Origin of the sequence: Actinopolymorpha rutila, from assembly GCF_013407855.1 — a bacterium.
GTDB lineage: Bacteria > Actinomycetota > Actinomycetes > Propionibacteriales > Actinopolymorphaceae > Actinopolymorpha > Actinopolymorpha rutila.
Genome location: NZ_JACBZH010000001.1, coordinates 6810846 through 6832366 on the forward strand (window position 1 = coordinate 6810846; position 21521 = coordinate 6832366).

The 21521-nt window shown below is 70.3% G+C and carries 21 protein-coding genes and 1 tRNA gene; 8 read left to right on the forward strand and 14 right to left on the reverse strand.

What is annotated here, in order from left to right; genetic code table 11:
• Positions 1–13: 13 nt before the first annotated feature.
• The 7 genes from hutU to F4554_RS30685 all read right to left on the reverse strand — a co-directional run bounded on the left by hutU (position 14) and on the right by F4554_RS30685 (position 8981).
• Positions 14–1747 (reverse strand): urocanate hydratase, encoded by a 1734-nt coding sequence (gene hutU, locus F4554_RS30655; RefSeq protein WP_179791064.1) that lies wholly within the window; start codon positions 1745–1747, stop codon positions 14–16.
• Positions 1744–3414, reverse strand: a complete 1671-nt coding sequence (hutH, locus tag F4554_RS30660; protein WP_179791065.1) for a histidine ammonia-lyase — start codon at positions 3412–3414, stop codon at positions 1744–1746. Before hutH ends, hutU begins: the two co-directional genes overlap by 4 nt.
• Positions 3415–3703: 289 nt before the next feature.
• Complete coding sequence (locus F4554_RS30665; protein ID WP_179791066.1) at positions 3704–5023, reverse strand: YeeE/YedE family protein; 1320 nt, start codon at positions 5021–5023, stop codon at positions 3704–3706.
• Between the two features lie 337 nt (positions 5024–5360).
• Positions 5361–6281, reverse strand: coding sequence for an ABC transporter substrate-binding protein (locus tag F4554_RS30670; protein WP_179791067.1), 921 nt, complete (start codon positions 6279–6281; stop codon positions 5361–5363).
• A 110-nt stretch (positions 6282–6391) separates the two neighbouring features.
• Entirely contained in the window at positions 6392–7165 is a 774-nt protein-coding gene (locus F4554_RS30675; RefSeq protein WP_179791068.1) for an ABC transporter permease, read from the reverse strand.
• Positions 7162–7812, reverse strand: a complete 651-nt coding sequence (locus F4554_RS30680) for an ABC transporter permease (protein WP_337796266.1) — start codon at positions 7810–7812, stop codon at positions 7162–7164. The genes F4554_RS30675 and F4554_RS30680 overlap by 4 nt, the downstream gene beginning before the upstream one ends.
• Positions 7809–8981 carry an ATP-binding cassette domain-containing protein gene (locus F4554_RS30685; RefSeq protein WP_179791069.1) on the reverse strand — a complete coding sequence of 391 codons (1173 nt, stop codon included), beginning with the start codon at positions 8979–8981 and terminating at the stop codon, positions 7809–7811. Before F4554_RS30685 ends, F4554_RS30680 begins: the two co-directional genes overlap by 4 nt.
• 247 nt (positions 8982–9228) lie before the next feature.
• Between F4554_RS30685 and F4554_RS30690 the strand changes: the two genes are divergently transcribed.
• The 5 genes from F4554_RS30690 (at position 9229) to F4554_RS30710 (ending at position 13687) form a co-directional block, all read left to right on the forward strand.
• Positions 9229–11544 carry a (Fe-S)-binding protein gene (locus F4554_RS30690; protein WP_179791070.1) on the forward strand — a complete coding sequence of 772 codons (2316 nt, stop codon included), beginning with the start codon at positions 9229–9231 and terminating at the stop codon, positions 11542–11544.
• Between the two features lie 69 nt (positions 11545–11613).
• On the forward strand, positions 11614–12135 hold the full coding sequence (locus F4554_RS30695; RefSeq protein WP_179791071.1) for a toxin-antitoxin system HicB family antitoxin: 522 nt from the start codon (positions 11614–11616) through the stop codon (positions 12133–12135).
• A gap of 123 nt (positions 12136–12258) precedes the next feature.
• A complete protein-coding gene (locus tag F4554_RS30700; protein WP_179791072.1) occupies positions 12259–13107 on the forward strand; it encodes a DUF4097 family beta strand repeat-containing protein in 849 nt (282 codons plus the stop codon).
• A gap of 79 nt (positions 13108–13186) precedes the next feature.
• Positions 13187–13396, forward strand: a complete 210-nt coding sequence (locus tag F4554_RS30705) for a hypothetical protein (RefSeq protein ID WP_179791073.1) — start codon at positions 13187–13189, stop codon at positions 13394–13396.
• A gap of 63 nt (positions 13397–13459) precedes the next feature.
• Positions 13460–13687, forward strand: coding sequence for a hypothetical protein (locus tag F4554_RS30710; protein WP_179791074.1), 228 nt, complete (start codon positions 13460–13462; stop codon positions 13685–13687).
• Positions 13688–13698: 11 nt separating this feature from the next.
• Here the strand turns inward: F4554_RS30710 and F4554_RS30715 are convergent, their stop codons facing one another.
• The 3 genes from F4554_RS30715 to dcd form a co-directional block, all read right to left on the reverse strand.
• The gene (locus tag F4554_RS30715) at positions 13699–14544 is read right to left on the reverse strand and encodes an endonuclease/exonuclease/phosphatase family protein (RefSeq protein WP_337796267.1); all 846 of its coding nucleotides are present in this window, start codon (positions 14542–14544) and stop codon (positions 13699–13701) included.
• Between the two features lie 136 nt (positions 14545–14680).
• Entirely contained in the window at positions 14681–16765 is a 2085-nt protein-coding gene (locus F4554_RS30720) for a hypothetical protein (protein WP_179791075.1), read from the reverse strand.
• A gap of 171 nt (positions 16766–16936) precedes the next feature.
• Complete coding sequence (gene dcd, locus F4554_RS30725) at positions 16937–17512, reverse strand: dCTP deaminase (RefSeq protein WP_179791076.1); 576 nt, start codon at positions 17510–17512, stop codon at positions 16937–16939.
• Between the two features lie 125 nt (positions 17513–17637).
• Between dcd and F4554_RS30730 the strand changes: the two genes are divergently transcribed.
• A tRNA-Gly gene (locus tag F4554_RS30730) sits at positions 17638–17711 on the forward strand.
• Between the two features lie 290 nt (positions 17712–18001).
• Here the strand turns inward: F4554_RS30730 and F4554_RS30735 are convergent.
• The 3 genes from F4554_RS30735 to F4554_RS30745 form a co-directional block, all read right to left on the reverse strand.
• The gene (locus F4554_RS30735; protein ID WP_179791077.1) at positions 18002–18478 is read right to left on the reverse strand and encodes a response regulator; all 477 of its coding nucleotides are present in this window, start codon (positions 18476–18478) and stop codon (positions 18002–18004) included.
• Positions 18479–18671: 193 nt separating this feature from the next.
• Positions 18672–19076 (reverse strand): pyridoxamine 5'-phosphate oxidase family protein, encoded by a 405-nt coding sequence (locus F4554_RS30740; RefSeq protein WP_179791078.1) that lies wholly within the window; start codon positions 19074–19076, stop codon positions 18672–18674.
• Positions 19077–19195: 119 nt separating this feature from the next.
• Complete coding sequence (locus tag F4554_RS30745; protein WP_179791079.1) at positions 19196–19768, reverse strand: GNAT family N-acetyltransferase; 573 nt, start codon at positions 19766–19768, stop codon at positions 19196–19198.
• Positions 19769–19850: 82 nt separating this feature from the next.
• Between F4554_RS30745 and F4554_RS30750 the strand changes: the two genes are divergently transcribed.
• Positions 19851–20453: a DJ-1/PfpI family protein gene (locus F4554_RS30750; protein WP_179791080.1), complete on the forward strand. Its 603-nt coding sequence runs from the start codon at positions 19851–19853 to the stop codon at positions 20451–20453.
• Positions 20454–20615: 162 nt separating this feature from the next.
• On the opposite strand, the gene F4554_RS30755 is transcribed toward F4554_RS30750, so the two are convergent.
• Complete coding sequence (locus F4554_RS30755) at positions 20616–21176, reverse strand: class F sortase (RefSeq protein ID WP_179791081.1); 561 nt, start codon at positions 21174–21176, stop codon at positions 20616–20618.
• Positions 21177–21204: 28 nt separating this feature from the next.
• On the opposite strand from F4554_RS30755, the gene F4554_RS33900 reads away from it, so the two are divergent.
• Positions 21205–21462, forward strand: coding sequence for a hypothetical protein (locus F4554_RS33900; RefSeq protein WP_337796268.1), 258 nt, complete (start codon positions 21205–21207; stop codon positions 21460–21462).
• The last annotated feature ends 59 nt before the right edge of the window (positions 21463–21521 follow it).

Here is a 21521-nt window from a genome sequence, read left to right on the forward strand (position 1 = left end):
GTAGTCCCCGCTGTCATGGCCGTACTGATCCTTCCACCGGTCCTTCCCGCATGGGCGTGCGTACGCCGAGCCGGCGCGCGGTCTCCTCGGCTCGTTCGTACCCCGCGTCGACGTGCCGGATGACCCCGGTGGCCGGGTCGTTGCCCAGCACCCGGGCGAGCTTACGGGCCGCGAGGGGTGTTCCGTCGGCGACGGTGACCTGGCCGGCGTGGATCGACCGGCCGATACCGACGCCGCCGCCGTGGTGCAGGGAGACCCAGGCGGCACCGGAGGCGACGTTCACCATCGCGTTCAGCAGCGGCCAGTCGGCGATCGCGTCCGAGCCGTCCGCCATCGCCTCGGTCTCGCGGTAGGGCGAGGCGACCGAGCCGGCGTCGAGGTGGTCGCGGCCGATCACGATCGGCGCGGTGACCTCTCCGGACGCGACCAGTTCGTTGAACCGCAGTCCCGCCCGGTCGCGTTCGCCGTAGCCGAGCCAGCAGATCCGCGCCGGCAGCCCCTGGAAGTGGACCCGCTCGCCGGCCAGCCGAATCCACCGGGCCAGCGGCTCGTTGTCGGGAAACAGCTCGAGCACCGCCTGGTCCGTACGGGCGATGTCGGCCGGGTCGCCGGACAGTGCGACCCAGCGGAACGGACCCTTGCCCTCGCAGAACAGCGGCCGGATGTACGCCGGAACGAATCCGGGGAAGGCGAACGCCCTCGTCAACCCGCCCTTGCGGGCCTCGTCGCGGATGGAGTTGCCGTAGTCGAACACCTCCGCACCCGCGTCCAGAAAGCCCACCATCGCCTCGACGTGGCGGGCCATCGACTCCCGCGCCCGCTCCACGAGCCCTTCGGGGTCACGGGCCCGTTCGGCGGCCCAGTCGCCGAACTCCACCCCGAGCGGGAGGTACATCAGCGGGTCGTGCGCGGACGTCTGGTCGGTCACCACGTCGACCGGGGCGCTCCGGGCGAGCAGCGCCGGCACCACCTCGGCGGCGTTGCCGAGCACGCCCACCGACAGCGGCCGCCGTGCCCGCACCGCCTCCTCGGCCAGCCGGAGCGCATGGTCCAACGAGTCCGCGCGGACGTCGAGGTAGCGGTGGTCGAGGCGGCGGCGGATCCGGCTCTCGTCGCACTCCACGCAGATCACCACGCCGCCGTTCATGGTCACCGCGAGCGGCTGGGCACCACCCATCCCGCCCAGGCCAGCGGTGACGGTGAGCGTCCCGGCCAGCGAGCCCGAGGACTCGGACGGGATGACGCCGCGTTCGGCGAGCCGGGCCGCAACCGCGGCGAACGTCTCGTACGTGCCCTGCAGGATGCCCTGCGTACCGATGTAGATCCACGAGCCGGCGGTCATCTGGCCGTACATCGTCAGCCCGAGCGCCTCCAGCCGGCGGAACTCCTCCCAGGTCGCCCAGTCTGGGACCAGGTGGGAGTTGGCGATCAGCACCCTGGGCGCCCACTCGTCGGTACGCAGCACCCCGACCGGCCGGCCCGACTGCACCAGCATCGTCTCGTCGTCGGCCAGCGTGGTGAGAGTACGCACCAGGGCGTCGAAGCTCGCCCAGTCGCGGGCGGCCCGGCCACTTCCGCCGTACACAACAAGGTCCTGCGGATGCTCGGCCACCTGCGGGTCGAGGTTGTTCTGCAACATCCGCAGCGCCGCCTCCTGCGGCCAGCCGCGGGCGTGCAGCGTGGTGCCGCGCGGCGCCGTCACCGTGCGCGGGCAGCTGACGTGTGAGTTGACCGGCGAGTGGGTCATCCGGCACCTCCTGGCCGTGGTCGGTGCGGGCGAGGTGGCTGGTCGAAGCCGCCGCCCCCACCAGACTCGTCCGGACCGCGCGGCTCCGCCAGTACGCCACGCTCGACCACCGTGTCGGCGGCGGCGAGAGCGAGGCCGTCGGTGACCACGGCCACCGCGGCCTCGATCTCCCTGGACAGTTGCCGGTCCGGTCCGGGCCCGAAGACCCGCAGCCGGAGCTCGCGCAGCGCGGCGGCGGTCGCCGGTGCCGGCGCCAGCGGGACCCGCAGGTCCAGTGCCCGCGCCGCGGTCAGCAGCTCGATCGCCAGCACCCGGGTGAGCCCGTCGACCGACTGCCGCAGCTTGCGGCCCGCCGACCAGCCCATCGACACGTGGTCCTCCTGCATCGCCGAGGATGGGATGGAGTCCACGCTGGCCGGGACGGCGAGGCGCTTCAGCTCGCTGACGATCGCCGCCGCGGTGTACTGCGCGATCATGTGGCCGGAGTCCAGGCCCGGGTCGTCGGCGAGGAACGCCGGCAGGCCGTGGTTGCGGGCGACGTCGAGGAACCGGTCGGTACGGCGTTCGGACATGCTCGCCACGTCCGCGGCGACGATCGCGAGGAAGTCGAGCACGTACGCCAGCGGCGCGCCGTGGAAGTTGCCGTTGGACTCCACCCGGCCGTCCCGCAGCACCACCGGATTGTCGATCGCCGCGGCGAGCTCGTACCCCGCCACCGAGCGCGCGTGCGCCAGCGTATCCCGCGCGGCACCGTTGACCTGTGGTGCGCACCGCAGGGAGTACGCGTCCTGGACGCGGGTGTCGGCCGGGCCGGCGTGACTCGCCACGATCGCGGAGCCGGCCAGCAGCGCCCGCATGTGCGCGGCGGCGGCGATCGGGCCCGGATGCGGACGCAGCGCCTGGAGCTCGGGCGCGAACACCCGGTCGGTGCCGAGCAGCGCCTCCACACTCATCGCGGCGGTGAGGTCGGCGGTCCGGATCAGCCGGTCCAGGTCGTGGCAGGCGAGGGCGAGCATCCCGAGCATGCCGTCGGTGCCGTTGATGAGGGCGAGGCCCTCCTTCTCCGCGAGCACGACCGGTGTGATGCCGGCGGCCGTGAGGGCCTGCGCGGCGGGCTGCACCATGCCGGCCGACTCGAGCCCGGAGCCGACGGCCGTACGGACCTCGCCCTCGCCGGTGAGCGCCAGCGCCACATGGGCCAGCGGGGCGAGGTCACCGGAACATCCGAGACTGCCGTACTCCGGGACAACCGGCGTGATCCCGGCGTTCAGCAGCGCCTGCAACGCCTCCGCCGTCTCCGGCCGCACGCCCGTGCGGCCGGTGGCGAGGGTGGAAAGCCGCAGCAACATCATCGCCCGGACCACCTCGGTCTCCGTCTCCGGACCGGAGCCGGCCGCGTGGGAGCGGATGAGGCTGCGCTGCAACCTGGCCCTCGACTCGCGCGGGATGTGCCGGGTGGCGAGTGCGCCGAAACCGGTGGATATGCCGTACGCCGGTGACGTCGACGAGCCGAGTCGCTCCACCGCCGCCCGCCCCGCGGCCAGCGCGGTCAACGCCTCGGGGGCGAGGATCACCCGTGCTGCGTACCGCGCCACCGCGACGACGTCGGCCTCGGTGAGCGGTCCGGTGCCGACCTGGACTGTGTCGGCCTGGGCGAAGTCGACCATGCCCCAATTCCACTGCGCGCGAGGCCGTCGTGCCAGCGTTGACGGGAATCCCCTACGTGACAACACGTGCGCGCAGCGGCGCGGTGAACATTCGACGGCGACGACAACAGCGCCGTCAGGTCAGCCGGCACCGCCAACCACTGACCACCGGCAGCCATCCACATCCGGCAGCCATCGACATCCGTCGGCCAGTGCCAACCGGCAGCCATCCACCACCGGCAGCCGCTGCCGACGCGGAGACCGTCGCCGACGGCGGGCGCCGGCAGCACCCGCCGCCGACGTACGTACGTCAGCAGACGCTGTCGTCGCGGCGCGGGTTGGCGAGCCCGAACGCGGCGCGGCCACGCAACCCGACCCACGTACCGGCGAGCGCGCACAGGCCCCACACCCAACCGTGCAGGCTGCCCGACGCGATGCCGGCGAGGTAGGCGCCGATGTTGCAGCCGCCGGCCAGCCGGGCACCCACGCCCATGAGGATTCCGCCGAGCACGGCGGCGATCGCCGTACGCGCCGGGATGCGGCGGTGCAGCGTCCACGCTCCTCCGGCTGCTGCGGCGACCGCGGCCCCCAGCATGATGCCGATGTCCGTCAGGCTCGTCTTGTCGGTGAGGACCGGGCCGGCGAGCGACGCTGCCTGCTTCGGCTGCTGCCAGTACGCCCACGTCTCCGGGTGCAGGCCGATCGCCTGCAGCGCCTTCGAACCCCACAGGGTGAACGCGCTGGTCACGCCCCAGGCGCCGCCGGACACCACCAGGACACCGGCGCCCAGCACCGCGAGGGCGACCGCGCCGACCCACAGCGGCCACGAGCCGCGAATGGCCCGCAGTGCTCCGCGACTGGTCGGCACGGGTGCCACCGGCGGCGGCACCCGGCGGGCCTGCACGACGCGGGTCACCGCAACCACGACGAGCAACGCGAGGATGGTGATCGCCCACGAACCGAGCCAGCCGACGTGGTCGGCGAGGACGTACGGCGGAAGTTGGGGGAGGGTGTCGACGAGCGGATACAGCCAGGCGTAGAGCACCGACCCCACGATGAAGCCGCCGAGGGTGAGCACGATCGCGGACTGGCCGGAGCCGACGGCGAACAGCGTCCCGGACGCACAGGCGCCACCGATCTGCATGCCGACACCGAACAGGAACGAGCCGACCAGCAGGCCGACGCCGAGCGGACCGCCGCTCGGCTCGGGAACGCTGCCGAAGAGGCCGGCACCGGTGCCGATGACCAGCGCGAACAACGTGGCAGTAGTGCCGAGCAGCAGGGCGTGGGCACGCAGCCCCGCGCCGTTGCCGACCGCGACCAACTGCCGCCACGCGGAGGTGAAGCCGAACCTGGAGTGGAACAACGCGACGCCGAGCCCGGCGCCGAGCAGGAGCAGGACGCCGGGTTTCGCTCCGTACGACGCCCACGTGTAGGCGGCCAGCGCGATGGTGGCGAGCATGGCGACCACCAGCGGCACCCGTGAGACGGGTCCGAGTGGTGCGGGCCGCGGGGTCGGTGCGGACGTTGCGGAGGTCAGGAAGCGCGTCGGCGTGGAGGCGGTCCTGGGCAGGACGCCGGTGCCGGTGGCGCCGGAGGACGCGGGGGTCGAGGTGGTGCCGCTGGACATGGGCGCACTCTCTGCTGAGGAGGAGATCAGGGACGTCGGCGCCGCTCGCGGTGCGAGCGAGGGGTCAGCGGCAGAGCTCGTCGTCGACGAGGGAGAGCTCGGTAGCGAACAGGACCAGGCAGAGCTGGCAGGCCGGGCTACGCATGGCGGCAACGATAAGCCGCATTCGTGGCGCACGCCGAACCCGCGTCCCGCGAAATGGACACCCGGCTCGAAATGTGGACGACTATGGGCGTACGCCCAACGAAAGCCGGCGGAGCGCCCGCTCCGGTCTCCCGAAGCCGGCGCCCCGCCGGTCGCCTCTCGAACGTGCCCCGGGTTCAGCCCCGGTCGGGGGTCAGACGAGGCCGTTCTTGGTGAGCCACTCCTTGGCCACCGCGGACGCGTCCTTCTTGTCCACGACGACCTGGGTGTTCAGCGAGAGCAGCGTCTTGGTGTCGAGCTTGGCCGAGACGCCGTTCAGCGCCTCCTCGACCTTCGGCGACGCCTTGGACTTGTTGATCAGCGGCACGACGTTCTGCGCCGGGAAGAGGGACTTGTCGTCGTCCAGCAGGACGAAGCCGTTCTTCTGCACCACCGGGTCGGTGGTGAACATGTTGGCCGCGTCGACCTGCCCATTGGCCAGCGCCTGCGGGATCAGCGTGCCCTTGAGCGACTTGTAGTCGCCCTTGAACTGCAGGCCGTAGACCTTCTTCAGCGCGGGCACGCCGGAACGCTCGCGGGTCTTCCACTCCGGCGGGCCACCGAGCACCAGCTTGCCGGCGACCGGCTTGAGGTCGCTGAGCTTCTTCAGCTTGTACTTCGCGGCGGTCTCCTTGGTCACCGCCACCGCGTCCTTGTCCTCCGCACTGGCCTGCTCGAGCACGGTGAGCTTGCTCGGAGTGGCCTTCTTCAGCTCGGCGTAGACGTCGGCGGAGGTGGAGGCGGTCGTCTTCGCGTCGAACGCCTGGAGGAGGTTTCCGGTGTACTCGGGGATCAGGTCGATCGACCCGTCCTGGAGCGCCTTGAGGTAGATCTCGCGGGCGCCGATGCCGAACTTCGTGGTGACCTTGACTCCCTTGGCCCGCAGGGCACCGGCGTAGATCTCACCGATCAGCGTGCTCTCGGGGAAGTCGGCGGAACCGACCACGATCGTGTCGGCCGGCGCCTTGGCCGCGGGGGCCTTGGTCTGCTCGGCCATCGGGTTGCCGCCGCCTCCGCACCCGGCGAGGGCGAGCAACGCGACCGTCGCCGCGGCGGCGATCTTTCCAAGCTTCATGACGGGTATCTCCTTGGTGTGACGGTTGCGCGGATCGGTCGCGCCGACGTTCCTCGGGTGTGTCGGCCGTGCGGGTCTGGGTGGGCGGGTCCTGGTGGACGGGTCTGGGGTCAGCGGGCTCCGGCGAGTTCCTCCTGGCCGGGCACCTCGGCGTCCGGCTCCAGTTCGGTGCTCTCGGCCGAGACCGCCGACGCACGTCGCTGTGCCCTGCTGGTCAGGCCGGCCGGAACCACGAGCCGCTGCACCAGGGCCAGCACCGCCTCGACCACGATGGCCAGCGCGGCGACCAGGATCGACCCGCCGACCATCTGTGCGTAGTCGCGGACCGCCTGGCCGTCGACGATGAACCGGCCAAGGCCGCCGAGGGAGGTGATCGCGGCGATGGTGGCGGTGGCGATGATCTGCAGCATGGCGCTGCGTACCCCGGACAGGATGAGCGGCAGCGCGCACGGCGCCTCGACCTTAGTGAGCACGCTCATGCCGGTCATGCCCATGCCGTACGCCGCGTCGCGCGCGGCCGGGTCGACTCCCTCCACCCCGGAGTACGTACTGGCCAGGATCGGTGGGACGGCGAGCACCACCAGGACGAAGATGCTCGGGATGACGTAGACGAGGTCGCCGTGGATCCGGGGCCCCAGCAGCAGCGCCATCACCACGAGCAGACCCAGCGAGGGCAGCGCGCGCAGGGAGTTGGCCAGCCCGGCGACGAGGAACGCGCCCCGCCCGGTGTGCCCGATGTAGAGGCCGAGCGGGATGCCGATCAGCGCCGCGATCAGCAGCGCCGCCAGGGAGTACTCGAGGTGCTCGAGCAGCCGGGCCGGGATGCCGTCCCCACCGCTCCAGTGGTCCGGGTCGGCGAACCAGCCGATCACCGACGAGATCATGAGGTCCCCCTCGCGATGCGCTGCCACGGGGCCAGCAGCCGGGTCAGCACCAGGATCAGCGCGTCCAGCGCGAGCGCGAGGACGACGCACAGAACGATGCCGGCGACCAGCGGCGGGAAGTAGTTCCGGTTGAGCCCGTCGGTGAACAGCAGGCCGAGCTGGGGCACGCCGAGCAGCGCCGACACCGCGACCAGGCTGACGTTGGACACCGCGGCCACCCGCATGCCCGCGGCGATGACCGGCACGGCCACCGGCAGGTCGACGGCGAAGAACCTGCGGAACCCGGTGTAGCCCATCGCGGTCGCGGCCTGCTCGACGTCGTCGGGAACCGAGCCCAACCCGTCGGCCACGGTGCGGACCAGCAGCGCCAGCGAGTAGATCGTCAACGCCACCACGACGTTGATCGGGTCGAGGATCTGTGTGCCCAGGACGAGCGGCAGCACGACGAACAGCGCCAGCGACGGAATGGTGTAGAGCAGACCGGTGAGGCCGATCATCGGCGTGTGCAGCCAGCCGAACCGGTTGGCCACCCAGCCCAGCGGGATCGCCAACAGCAGGGCGATCACCAGCGGCAGCGTCGCCAGCCAGACGTGCTGCAGGAAGTACGACGCGATGGTTCCGGCGTTGTCGCCGACCCAGGAGATCACGGGTTCGCGACCTCCGGCCGGACTGACTGGTCGGGGCCGGACCCGTCGGAGCCGGCGGACCCCTCGGAGGTGGTCCGGCCCGCGGTCGGCTGGTCGAGCCGGGCGAGGACCGGGCCGGCGGTGACGGTGCCGAGCAGGCGACCGGCCGGGTCGGCGACCACGCCACGTCCGGTGGGCGAGGAGAGCGCGGCGTCGAGCACTCCGCGCAGAGAGCCTTCCGCCGAAGCCACCGTGCCGGCGCGGTTGAGGTGGTCGCTGTCAACCGCGTCCTGGCGGGAGTTGTGTGCGTCAAGCCAGCCTTGCGGACGTCGCTCCTCGTCGACGACCAGCACCCAGCCGTCGATGGCGGCCGCCCGGGCGTCGGCGATCGGGGCGCCCAGCCGGACGGTCGGTTCGTCGTTCAGGGAGATGCCGTCGGCCGGGGTGAACGACAGGGCGCGATAACCGCGGTCCTTGCCGACGAAACCTGCGACGAACTCGTCCGCCGGGTGCTCCAGCAGCTGCTTCGGCTCGGCGAACTGAGCGAGTCGCCCGCCGGTACGGAAAACCGCCACCCGGTCTCCCAGCTTGATCGCCTCGTCGATGTCGTGCGTGACGAACACGATCGTCTTGTCGAGTTCGTCCTGCAGGCGCAGGAACTCCTCCTGCAGACTCTCACGTACGACCGGGTCGACGGCGCTGAACGGCTCGTCCATCAGCATCACCGGAGGATCCGCGGCCAGCGCCCTCGCCACGCCCACCCGCTGTTGCTGGCCCCCGGACAACTGCGTGGGGTAACGGCCACCCAGATGGGCGTCCAGGCCGACGCGTTCGATCAGCTCCGCAGCGTGTGCGCGTGCCTTCTTTCTGCTCCACCCCAACAGCAACGGGACGGTCGCGACGTTGTCGACCACTGTGCGGTGGGGGAACAGGCCCGCGTGCTGGATGACGTAGCCGATGCCGCGGCGAAGCTGCGCGGGATTGGCCGTGCCGGTGTCCTCGCCGTCGATCAGGATGCGACCCGACGTCGGCTCCACCATGCGGTTGATCATCCGCAGGGATGTCGTCTTCCCGCATCCGGAGGGGCCGACGAGCACCGTGATCTCCCCGGACGGAGCCCGAAGGTCCACCTGGTCGACTGCGACGGTTCCGTCGGGGTAACGCTTGGTCACGGATTCGAACTCGATCACGTCGGCCCTCCTCGGTCGACGGGCACGCCTGGTCGCCTGGTGTCGTACTGACTCCGGCCTGTCACGACCGCGCGCCGAAAAACCCACCCCACCCTAGCCGCGTGTACCGACAGTGGCTGAACGCAGAAAAGCTCACCCTCGGTCGCGACCGACCAATGAAACTACCTCGGCCGGTCCGGCGCCACCCATGTCGGTCCGACCTCCTACCCTCGAACCACCAGAAGCCGTTCCGAGAAGGGCGCCGCGAATGCGTGTCGCAGCGATCGTCATCTCCACCGTGATCACTCTGGTAGCGGTCGCGTTGGTCGCGCGCACCGCGGCCGCGATGGTGGGAGTGATCCGGCTCGGCCAGCCAGCCGTCGGCCGGACCGACCGGCCCGGTCAGCGCTGGCTGACGCTACTGCGCGAGACGATCGGCCATTCCAGGCTGGCGAAGTGGCGCCTGGTGGGCGTGGCGCACTGGTTCGTGTTCGTCGGCTTCGGCGCGCTTTTCTTCACCCTGGTCACCGCCTACGGCCAGATCTACGCCGGCCCCGAATGGGCGCTGCCGTTGGTCGGACACTGGTGGCCCTACGAAGCGGCGTCCGAAGTCATCGCCTTCCTCACCCTCGCGGCGATTCTCACCTTGATGGTGATTCGTCAGGTGGCGCACCCGCGACGGCGCGGCCGGGGCAGCAGGTTCGCCGGATCGACGTTCTGGCAGGCCTACTACGTCGAGTGGACGATCGTTGCGATCGCGGTGTGCATCCTGGTGCTGCGTGGCCTCGAGGGCGCACTGGCGGGTCAGCGCGGCTGGAGCGTCCACTACCCGCTCAGCACTCCGCTGGTCGCGGGGTTCACCGGCATGAGCGCGGGGGCGCTCGGCACCGCGATCCTCGCGGTGGCGACCGCCAAGATCGTGGTGTCGATGGCGTGGTTCCTGGTGATCGCGCTGAACGCCACGATGGGCGTGGCCTGGCACCGCTTCTCGGCGTTCTTCAACGTCTGGTTCAAGCGGGAGGCGGACGGCGGCACCGCGCTCGGCCCGCTGCCGCCGATGCGTTCGCGCGGTGAGCCGATCGACTTCGAGGACCCCGGCGAGGACGACATCTTCGGCGTCGGCGCGGTCGAGGAGTTCACCTGGAAGGGACTGCTCGACTTCACGACCTGCACCGAGTGCGGTCGGTGCCAGTCGCAGTGCCCCGCCTGGAACACCGGCAAGCCGCTGTCGCCCAAGCTGTTGGTGACGACATTGCGCGATCATACGTACGCGAAGGCGCCCTATCTCCAGGCCGACGAGGAGGCGCGCGCCTCCCTGCCCGACGTCGTACGCGCCGAGGGCGAGCGGCCGCTGGTCGGCCCGACGACCGCGAGCGCCGACGGCGCGACCGGCGACGCCGCCACCGGTCACGGCCCGTCCGGCCACGGGATCACGGGGTACGGCGTGGCCGGCGACGGATCAGGCACCGCGGTGATCGACCCCGAGGTGCTGTGGGGCTGCACCACCTGCGGTGCCTGCGTGGAGCAATGCCCGGTTGACATCGAACACGTCGACCACGTGATGGACATGCGCCGGCACCAGGTGCTGGTGGAGTCGGAGTTCCCGAGCGAGCTCAACCAGTTGTTCCGAGGCCTGGAAAACAAGGGCAATCCGTGGAACATGAACCCCTCCGCCCGGCTGGACTGGGCGAAGGACCTGCCGTTCGAGGTGCCGGTGCTCGGTGGTGACGTGGACAGCCTGGGCGAGGTGGAATACCTCTTCTGGGTCGGCTGCGCCGGCGCCTACGACGACCGCGCGAAGCGGACCACCCGTGCAGTCGCCGAGCTGCTGCACATCGCCGGTGTCTCGTTCGCCGTACTCGGCGAGGCGGAGACCTGCAGCGGCGACCCCGCCCGGCGCGCGGGCAACGAGTTCGTCTACCAGATGCTCGCCCAGCAGAACGTCGAGACGCTGAAGGAGGCCGGCGCCACCAAGGCGGTGGTCACCTGTGCGCACTGCTTCAACACCATCAAGAACGAATACCGCCAGCTCGGGCTGGAGCTCGAGGTGGTGCACCACACCCAGCTGCTCAACCGGCTGGTCCGGGAGAAGAAGCTGACGCCGGTCGCGGCGGAGGCAGGCGGCAACGGCTCGGCGGGCAACGGTTCGGCCGGACGGCCCATCACCTACCACGACCCCTGTTACCTCGGCCGGCACAACCAGGTCTACGAACCGCCGCGGGAGCTGCTCGGCGCATTGCCGGGGGTCGAGGTGCGCGAGATGCCACGCAGCGGCAAGGAGTCGTTCTGCTGCGGCGCCGGCGGGGCCCGGATGTGGATGGAAGAGCGGATCGGCTCCCGGATCAACCTCAACCGCACCGAGGAGGCGGTGGCCACCGGGGCGGACCAGATCGCCACCGGCTGCCCGTTCTGCAAGACGATGCTCTCCGACGGCCTGACCCAGAAGCAGTCCGAGGGCGCCGCCAGGGACGAGGTCGAGGTGATCGACGTCGCCCAACTGCTGCTGGAGTCGGTGCGGCGCGGCACCCTCGCCCCGCGAGCGGCGGACAGCAACGCGGACGACGAGGGCGTGACGTCGCGATAGCGCCAGATGACGTCATTCTGACGATGTAGATGCTTGACATGGCGTCGTCGATGACGCCATGATGACGTCATGGAACTCGCACCGTACGTCGACAGCATCCGCCGCGACCTCTCGGTCGCCGCGGAGGTTGCCGGGCAGGAAGCCCGGATCGCCGCGGAGCGTCTGACGGCCGCGCTGGACGCTGCCGTACGGCTCGCTCTCATGGACGCGCTCTCCACCGCCGCCGAGGAGGTCACCCGCGAGCTCGCACCGGGCTCGGTCGAGGTGCGCCTGCGAGGTCGCGAGCCGGAGTTCGTGGTCACCCCACCCCCGAGTGCACATCTTCCCGAGGAGCCGGCCGGGCCGCCGGCACCTCCGCCTCCGCCCGGCGACACCGAGCAGGGCACCTCCCGGGTCACCCTCCGGCTGCCCGAGTCGCTGAAGACCCGGGCCGAGGAGGCCGCCGCCCGCGAGGGCGTGTCGGTCAACACCTGGCTGGTACGCGCCGTGAGCGCCGCTCTCACCGAGGCCTCGCCGAGCGGAGGGCCACGCGGCTCGCGGGGCCCCTCCGGTCCGCGCGTGGGCAAGCGCATCACCGGCTGGGTTCGCTAGCCCGGCCGGCCGACGAACCAACGCGGCTCGGGGCTGCACCCCCCACCGCCCCGAGCCGCGCACCCGAGACACCGGGTGCACAGCACATCTCTCTCACTCACCAGTTCACCCCGAGGAGCCAGCATGCCTACTTTCGCGACCCCTGAACCCGTCACCCTGCGGCTGCGCGTCCAGTCCGGCGAGATCCTCGTCGAGGCCTCCGACCGCGCCGACACCAAGGTCGAGGTCCGCCCGTACAACTCGAACAAGCCTGCCGACAGCGAGGCCGCCCAGCAGACGCTCGTCGAGCAGCGGGACGGCTCGATCGTGGTCGAGACGCCCGACGGCAAGGAGATCGGCCGGTTCGGCCGCTCCGGCGCCGTCTACGTACGCGTCGCCCTGCCGACCGGCTCGCACCTGCGGGGCACCAAGGCGTCCGCGGACCTGCGGGGCGTCGGCCGGCTGGGCGACGTCGACCTGAACACCGCCTCCGGCGACGTCGAACTCCAGGAGGTCGGCGAGCTGGAGGTTCAGACCGCGAGCGGCGACGTCACCTGCAGGCGGGTGGACGGATCCGCGAAGGTGCAGAGCGCGTCCGGCGACGTCACCCTCGGCGAGGTCGGCGGTGACCTGCAGGTGGCCAGCGCCTCCGGCGACCTCGACCTGGGACCGGTCGGCGGGGACGTACGCGTGCAGACCGCCTCCGGCGACACGACGGTTGCCGTCGCGGGCGGCTCGGTCGAGGCTCGGTCGGCGTCCGGCGACGTCTCGCTGCCCAGCGTCCGCCGCGGCCAGGTCTCGGTGGAAACCGCGTCCGGCGACGTCACCGTCGGCATCGCCGCCGGAGTGGCCGCCTGGCTCGACGTGTCCTCGCTGTCCGGTGACGTGCACTCCTCCCTCGACGACTCCGGCGAGCCCGGCGAGGGTGACGAGTCGGTCGAGCTTCGCGCCCGCACCCTCAGCGGGGACGTCTCGATCGTCCGCGCCCGCTGAGCGGGCGACCCCTTCCCCTTCCCCTGAACACCGATCCCCCGATTCCACCGATCCACCCACTCCATCGCGCGAGGCGACCATGAACGACCACTACCTCAACGACGCCGCCAGGCAGCGCACGGAAGCTGTCCTCGCCGAGCGCCGTACCGACCAGCTCGCGGCGCGCCTGCGCCGGGCCGGGGGTCACGCCCCCGGCCCGGGGCGGCGCGAGGTGGCCGGCCTCCTGCACAGGCTGGCCGACCGCATCCATCCGGGCACCGCACGACCCTCTGCCCTACCCATCACCTGATCACCGCGGGCCGGCGCAGTCGGCACCCGCGCCGGCACAGCCCTCGAAACGGAGAGACCCACCATGAGCACGTTCCCGATGTACGAACTCGCCCAGCAGCGCCAGGCCGACCTCCGCGCCCTCGCCGACAGGCACCACGCCACGCCTCTGCGCACCGCGGGCAGACCCACGATGCGCCCGTGGTTCGCTCGGGTCCTGCGCGGGCTCGCCGACCGGTTGGAGCCGGTCACCCCTCGCACGCAGCGCCGGTTGACGTTGCCGACGCAACGCCTCGCGCGGCCGTCCGGCTGATCCGAGCCGGCTCAGCCCCGCGGCAGCTCGACCAGGGCCTGGACCGGCCAGTGGTCGGAGGCCCACCGGCCGTCGAGGGTAAAGGTGTTGATCGCCGCGACCGGGACCCGCACGCCAGGACGGGCGAGGATCCAGTCGATGCGGTGGCCACCCGCCTCCGGCGGCCGGTAGCCGTGGAACGTCGCGTACGCCGGTGACAGCCGCTCGTCCGCAGCGGTCCAGGTGTCCACCAGCCCGGCCTTCCCGACCAGCGTGTCGTAGGGCTCGGACGCCTCGGCCGCGACGTTGAAGTCGCCGGTCACCAACACCGGCAGGTCGGCGTCGAACTCGCCCAGCCGCTCGGCGACGAGTTCGGCGCCCCGCCGCTGGGCCTGGTCGACTGCGTGGTCGAGGTGGGTGTTGAGCACCACGAACGCCCGGCCAGTCGCCCGGTCGCGGAAGCGCACCCAGGTCGCCATCCGGACCACCTCGTTGCCCCAGGACGACGAACCCACCAGGTTGGGCTGGTCCGACAGCCAGAAGTGGTCGAACTCACGGGGCTCGAGCCGGGAGGCGTCGAAGAACACGGCCATGAACTCGCCGCGGCTGCCGCCCTCCCGCCCGGTGCCGATCCATTCGTACTCGGCGGGCAACGCCTCGGCTACATCGCGTAGCTGCTGGTAGAGGCCTTCCTGGGTGCCGATCACCGTCGGCAGCTCGGCCCGGAGCAGGGCGCGGTTGGCGGCCCGGCGTTCGGGCCACGGATCGGTTCCGTCGCCGACCGCGTTGCGCAGGTTGAACGACATCACCTGCAGGTGGGGCGGCGCGGCGTGGCCGACCAGCGGCTTGGACACGGTGTCTGTTTCCGGCTGCAACACGGTGCCACTGTGGCCCAGATCGGCCGGAGCCGCCACCTCGGGGGCTCTTCGGCGGCCAGGATCGGGCAGCACGAAGATCGGGCAGCACGAACCGTCGACACTCAGCCGTACGAGCACTCAGCCGGTGACCGTCCCCTCAGTCGTCGCCGGGGCGGGGGCGCGGCACGAGCGGACCGGGCTGCCGCTCGGCCCGCTCCTTCACACCGCGCAACATCGCCTGGTCCATCACGACGCTGATCGGCTCCAGCAGGCTCGGCCCGAACGTCAGCCGGGTGACCAGGTCCTCGGAGGAGTCCGCACGGAACCGGCTGAGGAACCTCGTCCGGCGTGCGTTCAGCGGTTCGAGGGCGAGCAGCCAGGTGGCCCGCGCCCACGGCCGGCCCTCCTCGCGCGCCGACTCGTCGTCCACGTACGCCACGAAAGACCGGCCCGGCGAGACCGTCACCAGCCGCAGCGGCATCACCCCGGGATGGACCAGAAGTTCGCCGCCCTCCTCCGCGGTCCACTCCGGGTGCAGCGTCTCGGCGTTGCGGATCCGGCAGCCGACGAGATTCTCCAGCCACTGGTAGCTGTAGAAGCCGGCCCGGTCGGCGCCGACCTGCTGCACCCACGGCCACACGCGTTCCACCGGCGCGTTGATCTCGATCGCATGGGTGAATCCCCAGCGTGGGTCCGGGATCAGGTGGTCGCCGGGGTAGGTGCGGTCGCGCCCGGCCGCGGGGTCGTCGGCGGCGAGTCCCCAGGTACGCCGGCGGCCGCGCAGGAACGGCGTCGCCACCCCGGCCGCCATCCGGGTGGCGCCACCCAGGCCGGCGGTGACATCGCGCCAGTCGTCGCGGGGCAGGCGTCCCTCCGCGCGGGCGGCGAGTCGGCGCAACTGGTGGTTCTGGGCAAGGTGGTGCAGCGGGCTGATCCAGCGGGTGTGCAGCCGACCGCGGGCGCCGAACGCCATCCGCATCCGCGCGGTCAGCCGGGTGGTGTCGTCGTCGAGGGGTTCGAGGACGAACGCCCAGGTCGCCTGCCAGAACCGCTCCGGCCGGCTGGCGGCGAACGGCAACTGCGTGTTGCTCAGCCGGTCGACCAGGCCGCCGAGTACGAGAACCCGGGCAGGATGCAGGACGAGTACGTCGAACCCCGCCCCGCCGTCGGGTGTCGCCGGGATCAGGTCACCGACCCGCAGGTCCTGGAACTCGGGGTGAAGCTCGCGGGCGCTGCGCCGGCCGGCGTTGTCGAGGAGATCCAGGCTGTAGAAGCCGGCCCGGCCGGTGCCCATCTGCACCAGCCACGGCCAGATCGTCGTCGGCCGGGCGTCGACGGTCACCTCCTGGGTGAGCTGGCCGTCGGCATCGGGCATGAGTTCGTCGCCGGGCAGCGCGCGGGCGGCGTCGGGGGCGCGCCGGGGTTTCGCGGCTCGATGCCTTGGCCTGGTCAGGCGGCGGACGAGCCCGCCCGCGACGGTGCCCGCCGCGCCCACCACGGCGGTCACTCCGCGCCCTCCGCGGTCGACCTCGGTGAGTTCGCCCGGCGTACCGCCCTCTGCCGTACGTGCCTCGTCGGCACGCAGCTCGCCGGCCCGCGTCTCCTCGGCACGCAGCTCATCGGTGCGTAGCTCGTCGGGGACCACTCCGTCCGTACGCACCTCCTCCCCTTTCGGGCCGTGCGCCCGGCCGAGCCCGGCCATCATTCGCCGGCGCAGCAGCCGTGACCCAGGGCCGAACAACCGCAGGTACCGCCGGAACCGTCGCCAGGTGGCCGCGTCGGTCGCGTCCGCCCGTACCTCCAACGTCACCCGGGTCGCACGGTCGTCCAGCGGCACCAGCCGCAGCGCCCACGCGGCCTTGACGAATCCCGGCCGGTCGAACTCCATGAACGCCTTTGCCGACGACACCTCGACCAGCGCGATCCGCGCCCGCCACACCTTGCCGACCGCGCCGACGACCATCTCGTGCGGGCTGTCCTCGGCGAGCACCTGAACGCCGGGTTGCCGCGCGGGCGATCCCAGGCGTTCCGGCACCCGCCGGAGCGTGGAAATGGCGCGGACCATCCGGGAGTGGGCGAAAAGGTCGCCGTGCCGGATCACTTCCCAGGTTTCCTCGGGGGACAGGGCGAGGTCCACCGTGTCGATCTCGACCATGCGGGCCGCCGGCAGCATCCGGTCCAGTGCCGTTGCCAGCTGTGCCTTGGTGGGGCGCTTCGTCTTCGCGCGGGTGGCGCCGGGCATCGCAACCTCCGGCTTCGACGGCCCCGGACCCGGGTCCTCCCGGGCGGCACGTCGGCAGCCCGGGGCGCACCCGGCCGGAGGACGGCGGACGGTCCCTTTCTCGCAGAATGTGCCCGCGAGGACTGCCGGAGTAGGGGACTGAAGCCCTAGCTGGTGGGCCGTCCGCCCGGCTCAGATGTCGGCGCGGTGGAAATTCCGGTACGACCTGGACGGAGTCGGGCCCCGCTGGTCCTGGTAGCGGGAGCCGTAGCGTTCGGAGCCGTACGGGTGCTCCGCCGGCGAGCTGAGCCGGAAGAAGCACAGCTGGCCGATCTTCATCCCCGGCCAGAGCTTGATCGGCAGCGTGGCGACGTTGGACAGCTCGAGGGTCACGTGCCCGGAGAAGCCCGGGTCGATCCAGCCCGCCGTGGAGTGGGTGAGCAGGCCGAGCCGGCCGAGGCTGGACTTGCCTTCCAGCCGAGCGGCGAGGTCGTCGGGCAGCGTGATCACTTCGTACGTCGAGGCCAACACGAACTCGCCCGGGTGCAGGATGAACGACTCGCCCTTCTCGCACTCGACCAGGCGGGTCAGGTCGGGCTGCTCCTCGGCCGGGTCGATGTGGGGGTAGCGGTGGTTCTCGAACACCCGGAAGTAGCGGTCCATCCGGACGTCCACACTGGACGGCTGGACGAACTCGGGCTCGAACGGGTCCAGGACCACCCGGCCCTTGTCGAGCTCGACGCGGATGTCACGGTCGGAGAGCAGCACGCAGGCAACCTACCGAACCCCGGATCGGGGGGAGGACGTGCCGTCGGCGGCGCGCCGGGGATGGGTAGTATTCTGAGCGCTCGTCGCCTTCGTGGCGGCGGGTGTCGTCTGACCGGCGGCGCGCTGCGGGTGTAGTTCAATGGCAGAACATCAGCTTCCCAAGCTGACAGTGCGGGTTCGATTCCCGTCACCCGCTCCACCACAAAGGCCCAGGCCAACCCCATGATCGGGAAGCCCGGGCCTTCGCCTTGCCACCTCCCGAAGCCTCGCGTGCGATCTCCGTGCCATCAGCGCGCGTGCTCGACCATCCTCAGCCGAGCCGTCATCACCCCGGCCATGGCCGGCACTGCCCGCCTTGCGAGGACGTCGTGGCACGCTCCCCGGCTCGGCCCCGTGCGTGTGCCAAGGGCGGAAAAGGTCGGCGCGTGATCCTCCCGGGGTCCCCTACGGCGCTACCGGAGCAGTCGCCGGAATCGCCGCAGTCGTCACTCATTCTGAACTGAGCCCCAAGACCGGATCGATAACTGTGCCGTCCCGACATATCCGATCCAGTGCTTCGAGGAATTCTGTCAGGCCCGTGACACGGTTTTTCAGCAGGTACCCGATTCCGTGCCCTTCCGCCAGAAGGTCCCGGGCGTGCTCGATTTCGACATACGCCGACAAGACCAGAATGGCTATATGGGGAAATTCCGTACGGATGGCGTGGGCCGCCGCTAGTCCCTCTGTGGTGTTGCTGGGCGGCATCCGAATGTCGACGATGACCAGATCGGGCACGCACTCACGCACCTTGGCCATCAGCTGCTCGGCGTCGGCGGCAAGCCCGACGACATCGAACCCGGACCGGAGGAGCACGCTCGCGATTCCCTCGCGTACTACGAGATCGTCATCGGCGATCACCACACGGCCATCAGCCGCCGGAGGAGTATTTTTCTCCGAGACCTCGAACAGCTTAAGGGAGCCGTTCATGAGTTCAGCCTAACCATGGCGGATGCGTCCTGCGGTAACCAACCCCCCGCGTATCACTTGCCACCTCCCGAAGCCCCACGTGCTGTCTCCGTGCCATTAGCCCGCACCGCCTGGCCAGCCTGTCCTCCCTGGGCGCGACGTCTCGTGCGATCTGCGCCGCGATCGCATCCGCGATGGCACGCCTACGTGGCGATCATTCGTTGTATCTTCGCCCCTGGTAGAGATCCACGAACAGCCGGATCACATCGGTTCGGTCTGTTGGAGCCCAAGGAATCGGAACGATCTCGGTGAGTCTTTCGACTTCGCATGGGTCAGTCACATGCTCTGCGAAGCCACTGGCGACGACGCTCCAACCGTGACCGGTGATCGGATCAATGTCATCTATTTCGAACGCGAGCATCTTATGTCGATCAGCCGCACGTAATTTTGCGCCATGATCGGTGCGGAAGAGGATGCAATGCCCTTCAACGACATAGCGGACCGGGTGAGCCGCGAGTAGCAAGGAGTCCACGAACACAACACGGCCGATCAAGGACTCGCGAAGATACTTTTCGCATTCGCCTTTATCGAGTACTTCGACACTTTTGGCATCGTACATTTCGATTGCCGAGATGGGGACTTGGGGTGGGCCGTACTCGGGCCATCATCCTCGTCCACCTTCGGCAGCACAACCACCAGCGTTCCATTGGCGCCAAACCGCAGGGGTCGCCCGACCGCTCAGGAACGCCGGTCACCGGTGTTGTTCGACGCGTGGAGGTCGTCAGTGATCACATTGTGATCGGAAGGGTCGAAACTGCTGCCAGGGCTGGCGTGGTCGAGGACGAGGCCCATGTGAACGACGTCCCAGAGTTCACCGTTCCGCCGTCTGTAGTGTCGACGTCGACGGCCTTCCGTGACGAAACCGGCCCGCCTGTACAGGCTGATAGCCGGCTCGTTGTGTGGCCATACGTCGAGCCCGACCTTGTGGGCGCTCTGCGATCTCGCCCACCCAATGGCTGCTGCAAGGAGCGACGTTCCTTTTCCGAAGCCGCGAGACGCAGAGTCGACGAACATTCCGAGTGCCGCTATGCCGCCGACAAGATCAATCGCGATGACGCCATCGATGGCCTCCTCCGACTCGGTCACCAGCACGGTGCTGTGCGGCCGGCGGATCCGGTCCAGGTAGAGCCGCTGCCCCTCAGGGCGATCTTCGGGCGTCACCTCAGCTATCCACCTGCCCTCGGTGGCAACGCGCTCACGCAGAAGGACAATGGCTTCAACGTCGCGTTCCTCGGCTTCCCGGACATGCATGGATGCAGCTTGCCACGATCACGGCTCTTCGGAAGGCACCACGTCGCCGCGAGCGCAGGTGATCGCGTGCTTGGATGCCGGCATGGCTTCCACGGCACCGCGTCAGATCGGAATAGTGCTCTTTGATGGCGTAGAGGAGCTCGATGCGGTGGGGCCGTGGGAGGTGCTTGCGTTCTGGACCCGGCAACATCCCGGCGACGGGTTCGCGGTGTCCTGCCTGTCACGTGAGGGTGGTGCCGTCGAGTGCGCGAAGGGCCTGACGGTCCAGGCCCATTACTCGTTCGCTGATGCACCCGAGTGCGATGTGGTTCTCCATCCTGGCGGCCGGGGAACTCGGCCGTTGCTTCACGACCAGTCGCATCTGGACTGGGTGCGCGGACAGCGCGAGACGGCGGCACTGATGACAAGCGTGTGCACCGGATCGCTCGTGTACGCCGCCGCCGGCATCTTGAACGGACGCCCCGCCACTACCCACTGGGGGTCCGTCGACCTGCTTGGCGATCTCGATCCGACAGTCCGGGTTCTGCCCGATGAGCGGTTTGTGGACGACGGCGATGTCATCACCTCGGCCGGGGTTTCGGCTGGAATCGACATGGCGCTACATCTGGTCGCGCGCCTGGCTGGTGTCGAACGCGCACGGCAGGTACGGCGCGGGATCCAGTACGCCCCCATGCCACCCGTCTGATCTTCGTGCTGCCTGCGTGCTCTGCAACTCGGCCCTCAACGGGCCCCACACAGGTACCCACGGACTACCTCTCATCACCCGCTCCACCGCAAAGGCCCAGGCCAGCCCGGTGATCGGGAAGCCTGGGCCTTCGTCTTGCGCGTAAGACCTGCGGTCAGTAGTTCATCGGCGCGGCGTGCCGTATTTGAGAGGTGCGTTGCGCTCTGACGGTGTCATACGGTGCCAAGAGGTCATATGGCCGTAGACAATGATGTTGCCGGACCAGCCGGCGGCCTTGTCGTATGTTCCGCCGCAGGTTATGAGCCGGAGCTCGGAACGTTCACTCTTCCCGTAGATCTGATCGGCGGGAAATCTTGCCTTCGACTGAAGCGAAGCGCCGTCGACCACATACTCGACCACCACGCCGTCGGCACGCCTCACGGCTACCTTGTCGCCACGCTTCAGGGCGCCGAGCCGGTAGAAGACAGCGGTGTACTGGCTGCTGAACCTGGAGTCCAGATGACCCACGATGACAGTACGGCCGGGTCGACCGGGAGTGACGCTGTACTTGTACCACGCGGCGAGATAGGGCTTCTTCGGAGGCGGTACGCCGATGGTGCCGTCTGGGGCGTTCCCGACCGCGATGAGGGGTGCGGCGACGTCAATGGCGGCAATGTCGACTCGGACTGGCCGTGCGTTGGTCGTAAGGAGCGGTGTCGAACCGCGGTGAGGGGATGGCGACACATTCCTGGCACGGTGGGAGTCGACTGTGGTGGCCGCCGGCTCGGGTGGAGGCGTCGTCGCCGCCGGCTCGGGTGGAGGCGTCGTCGCCGCCGGCTCGGGTGGAGGCGTCGTCGCCGCCGGCTCGGGTGGAGGCGTCGTCGCCGCCGGCTCGGGTGGAGGCGTCGTCGCCGCCGGCTCGGGTGGAGGGGTCGTCGCCGCCGGCTCGGGTGGAGGGGTCGTCGCCGCCGGCTCGGGTGGAGGGGTCGTCGCCGCCGGCATCGGTGGAGGCGCCGCTCGGCCGAGTTGATCGGAAATGATCAGTCCGAGCCCGCACACCGCCACGAGCATGAGTATCAGGGCAGTGGC